The organism is Polaromonas sp. P1_E3 (assembly GCF_056405935.1).
This window is the reverse complement of record NZ_JBFUBD010000236.1, coordinates 1-4,293: the sequence shown is the minus strand read 5'-3', so window position 1 is coordinate 4,293 and position 4,293 is coordinate 1. Positions and strand designations below refer to the sequence as shown.

Sequence of the window (4,293 nt, the reverse complement as noted above, 5' to 3'; positions counted from 1 at the left end):
CTACTTTGCCCAGCAGGAACTGGACGTGCTGCGTCCGGCCGACAACCCGCTGGAGCACATGATTCGCCTGGTCAAGGAAGTCACCGCTGCCGGCAAGATGGGTAACCAGCCGACACGTGAGCAGGACTTGCGCAGCTTCCTGGGTAATTTCAATTTTGGCGGCGACATGGTCAAGCAGGCTGTGGGCAGCATGAGTGGCGGTGAAAAGGCTCGCCTGGTGCTGTGCATGATCGTCTGGCAACGCCCCAACCTGCTGCTGCTTGACGAGCCGACCAACCACCTGGACCTGGCCACGCGGGAAGCCCTGTCGATGGCGCTKAACGAGTTYGARGGCACSGTSATGCTGGTCAGCCACGACCGCGCGCTGYTGCGCRCCGTSTGCGACGARTTCTGGMTGGTGTCCCRSGGCGGCGTKGMSCCKTTTGACGGCGACCTGGACGACTACCAAAAATACCTGCTGGACCATGCCAAACGCCAGCGTGAGGAAGCCAAAAAAGCCGGCAATACGGCCACCCCTGCGGTGGCATCGCCTGCGGCTGCGGCAGCACCGGCGGTTCAGGCCGGCAGTAAAAAACCGATCCCGAAAGACACGCCCGAACAACGCAAGCTTGACGCGCAGCGCCGCCAGCAACAGGCCGAAGCCACCAAGCCGCTGCGCAGGGAGATCGAGAAAATCGACCTGCGCATGAAAGCGCTCACCACCGAGCGCGACAGCCTTCAAGCGCTGTTGACCACCTCCACCGCACCGGCGGAGATCGCCCAGACAGGCAAGCGCCTCAAGGCCATTGAGGGGGAAATAGACATGCTGGAAGAACGGTGGCTTGAACTGACCGAACAAATCGAGACGGCTGCGGTATAAAGTGGCGGAAAGCCCGGGCGGCAGCGCGCCACCAGGGTTCACCCATTGAAAGGGCCCGATTAAATGCCTTCAGCCTTGCACATGGCCGCGGACGACGCGGCACTTGAAGCCGCCGTTAAACGCAGCCGCAAGCTGCTGAACAAACGCGCCATGGTGGCGGCCGCAGCCAGCGCCGTGCCGGTGCCAGGGTTGGACTGGGCGGTGGACGCGGCGATGCTGTCCCGGTTGATCCCGGAAATCAACAGGGAGTTCGGCCTCACGCCACAGCAACTCGACAAGCTGGAACCCAAAAAACGCGACCAGGTGCAAAAGGCTGTCACCCTGGTCGGTTCGGTGCTTATCGGAAAATTCATCAGCCGCGACCTTGTCATCAAGGCCGCAACCAAGATCGGGGTACGTCTGACCACCAAGCAGCTTGCCAAGTACGTGCCGCTGGCCGGTCAGATGGTCTCGGCCGCCGTCGGTTATGCGGCGATACGTTACCTTGGTGAGGAACACATGAAGGACTGCATCCGGGTCGCGAAAGAGGCGCAGATGGAATTGCCCTTGCTCGGCTACTCAGCCTGACACTGCAGTCCGCATACAGATTCCGGCAGGCGAAAAAAAGGACCTAGCCTTGCGGCTAAGTCCTTGATGTACTTGGTGGGTTCTGACAGATTCGAACTGTCGACCTACGGATTAAGAGTCCGCTGCTCTACCAACTGAGYTAAGAACCCGGAAATTCTGGTGGGACCAGCGGGGGTCGAACCCACGACAAACGGATTAAAAGTCCGCTGCTCTACCAACTGAGCTATGGTCCCAAGAACGTATCTCGCGATACATTCCGGTATTTGCTGCTTCGAGGGCAGCAAAGCCTTGAATTATAGCGTGGTTTTTCAGGCCCCCGCAAAAACTCAGGCGGCAATTTTGTCGAGTGCCCAGCCGGCCGCGCACAGGCCGAAGGTCGAGGTCACGCTGACGACCGATCCATAGCCGTGGCAGTTCAGGCTGCCGTCGCTTTGGTCTGCGACAGCCGGTTGCAGCACAGCCTCGCGGCTGAAGACACAGGCTACGCCTATCTTGCCTTTGCGTGCGGCGCCGTGCTCCTTGCGTAATCGGTAGCGCAGTTGCGCAAGCAAGGGGTCGTGCGTGACCAAGGCCAGGTCGTCAATGTCCACGCGGTGCGCCAGCCGCTTGCCACCCGCCGCACCCACGCTGACCAGATTCACCTTGTTGGCGATGGCCCAGGCCGCCATGGCGGTTTTGGCTTTGACCTGGTCGCAGGCGTCGATTACGGCCAGCGGTTTGCGATCAAAGCCCTCCTCGAGGCCCAGGATGCCGGGCCAGTTGGCGGCGTCGACAAACTCTTCAATACCATCAACCCGGCACCCCGGATGAATTTGCGCAATTCGTTCACGCATGGCTTGCACCTTGGCCTGCCCCAGCGTGCTGTCCAACGCATGGACCTGGCGATTGATGTTGGATTCGGCGATGTGGTCGAGGTCGATCAAAGTTAGGCGTGCCACGCCGCTGCGCGCCGCGGCCTCGGCCGCCCAGGAGCCTACTCCGCCCAGGCCCACCACCACAATGTGCGCCTGGCGTATACGCTGTGCGCCTGTTGCGCCATAAAGGCGCGCCAGGCCTCCGAAGCGGCGATCCAGGTCGGCGGGCAGCTCTTCGATGATGGGCGTCATGGCTGTGACCGGCGCACGTCAGGCCGAGCGCTCAAGCCGCCAGACCTGGTACTTCAAACCCGCCACGCAGCCTGCCAGGATGGCCGCCAGCGCCACAAAGCTGGTGGCGCTCAGGGTCGAGATGCCGGACAGGCCCTGCCCCACGGTACAGCCCATGGCGCAAACACCGCCCACGCCCATCAAGGTAGCCCCCACCAGGTGGTTGRCAGTGTCTTCCGCGTCACGAAAGCCTTCCCAGCGGAAACTGCGGGACAGCACGGCGTACACGGCCGAGCCGGCGACCACACCGAACACCGACACGATACCCAGCGTGAGCACCTTGCTCTTGTCGCTGAAAAACATGAGCCAGTCCACGGTGTAAGCCACAGGCGAGACAAAACTCAGCGCCTCGGCGCGGCCCGAGTTGGTAGCCAGGAAGGCCTCCTGCAACGTTTCCGGATGTTCGGCCACATAGCCCAGGCGTCCACTCACCCACCACATAGCCGCGATGACGCCGCCAATGCCCAGACCAGCAAGCAGGTTATCAAAGCGGCGGAAGTCCTGCCCGAACAAGGCCCAGACGATAAGACCCAAACCAATGAGGATGGCCAGACCGATACCGGCGGCGGCGGGTGTGATACCGATGGCGCCGGCCACCCAGTTGGGCAAGGTGGCATTGACTGTGAAATCAACGGCAACCTTGTCGACCGTGGCCACGCGGATCACAGCCGTGATGCCTTTGAGCGTGGCAAAAGCTGCGATGCCCATCACGGCAAAGACCACGACGGACTTGAGGCTGCCTCCTCCAATACGCACCAGCGTTTTGCTGCCGCAGCCGGAGGCCAGGACCATGCCAAAACCGAACATTGCACCACCCACCAATGCGGAGAGCCATATGAAACGGTTAGAGGCATACAAGGTCTTGGATGGATCAATCACACCGGCAGCGGCCATGGTGAAAAACCCGATCATGGCGACACCAATCGCCATTCCCCACATGCGCATACGGGTCCAGTCGCCCATGTTCACGATGTCGCTGACCGCCCCCATGGTGCAGAAATGCGTGCGCTGGGCGATCGCACCAAAAATCATGGCGAGAATGAAACCGGCCCAGAGAACCTGGGCCGTGAGACTGTTGAGTGCGGAGATGTCCATCACCCGATTTTAGGGGCGAATGCCCCGAGTTCCCGGGCCGGTCGAAAGGCCTGCCCGGGGTGCGGATCACTTCAGCTTGGCCAGGCGTTCCTTGGCCACAGAGGCGGCTTCTGCCTGGGGATAGGCCTTGACAAGGTCTTCCAGTGTCTTGCGTGCCGATTTGGTGTCCTTGAGTTCCACTTGGCAATTGGCCAGCGACAGTAGCGCCTCAGGTGCGCGCATGTGATCAGGTTCGGCTGTCACCAGCGCGCGGAAATTGGTCACCGCATCGCGGTAGTTGCGCAAAGCGTATTGGGCGTTGCCCAGCCAGAACAGGGCCGACGTGCGGTAGCCGGTTTGCGGGTAACGCTTCAGGAAGCCCAGGAAGCTGGTCTGAGCTGCCGCGAAGTCGCCCTTGCGAAGCGTGGCCAGTGCAGCCTCAAACTCCTGCTTTTCGGCGGGCTCGGCCACAAACTCCTTGCCGTCCACATTGACTTTGCCGGGTTCGAACTTGCGCAGTCGTTCGTCCACACCTGTCGTCAGGTCTTTCTGGGTGCGCTGCATCTCGGCCACGCTTCGCGTGAGGCTTTCGTTTTGCCCACGCATGGTGGCGAGTTCGTTGCGCAAGGCCTCGATCTGGTTGGACAG

The 4,293-nt window shown here is 61.5% G+C and carries 5 protein-coding genes and 2 tRNA genes; 2 read left to right on the top strand and 5 right to left on the bottom strand.

All coding sequences use genetic code 11. The features are described from left to right. Together AC1D0Z_RS16720 and AC1D0Z_RS16715 are read left to right on the top strand one after the other, a co-directional pair. Window positions 1–859, top strand: an 859-nt coding sequence (locus AC1D0Z_RS16720; protein ID WP_477659343.1) for an ATP-binding cassette domain-containing protein, incomplete at its 5' end; no start/stop codon positions are given. 63 nt (window positions 860–922) lie between these two features. After that, entirely contained in the window at window positions 923–1,426 is a 504-nt protein-coding gene (locus tag AC1D0Z_RS16715) for a hypothetical protein (protein ID WP_477659342.1), read from the top strand. 73 nt (window positions 1,427–1,499) lie between these two features. Here the strand turns inward: AC1D0Z_RS16715 and AC1D0Z_RS16710 are convergent. The 5 genes from AC1D0Z_RS16710 to ybgF all read right to left on the bottom strand — a co-directional run. Then, a tRNA-Lys gene (locus AC1D0Z_RS16710) sits at window positions 1,500–1,575 on the bottom strand. Between the two features lie 8 nt (window positions 1,576–1,583). Beyond that, window positions 1,584–1,659: transfer RNA gene (locus AC1D0Z_RS16705), tRNA-Lys, on the bottom strand. A gap of 93 nt (window positions 1,660–1,752) precedes the next feature. Continuing rightward, entirely contained in the window at window positions 1,753–2,532 is a 780-nt protein-coding gene (locus AC1D0Z_RS16700) for a tRNA threonylcarbamoyladenosine dehydratase (protein WP_477659341.1), read from the bottom strand. 18 nt (window positions 2,533–2,550) lie between these two features. Beyond that, entirely contained in the window at window positions 2,551–3,666 is a 1,116-nt protein-coding gene (locus tag AC1D0Z_RS16695) for a YeeE/YedE family protein (protein WP_477659340.1), read from the bottom strand. Window positions 3,667–3,732: 66 nt separating this feature from the next. Then, window positions 3,733–4,293 (bottom strand): tol-pal system protein YbgF (gene ybgF / locus AC1D0Z_RS16690; protein WP_477659339.1); only part of this gene is annotated, 561 nt, incomplete at its 5' end.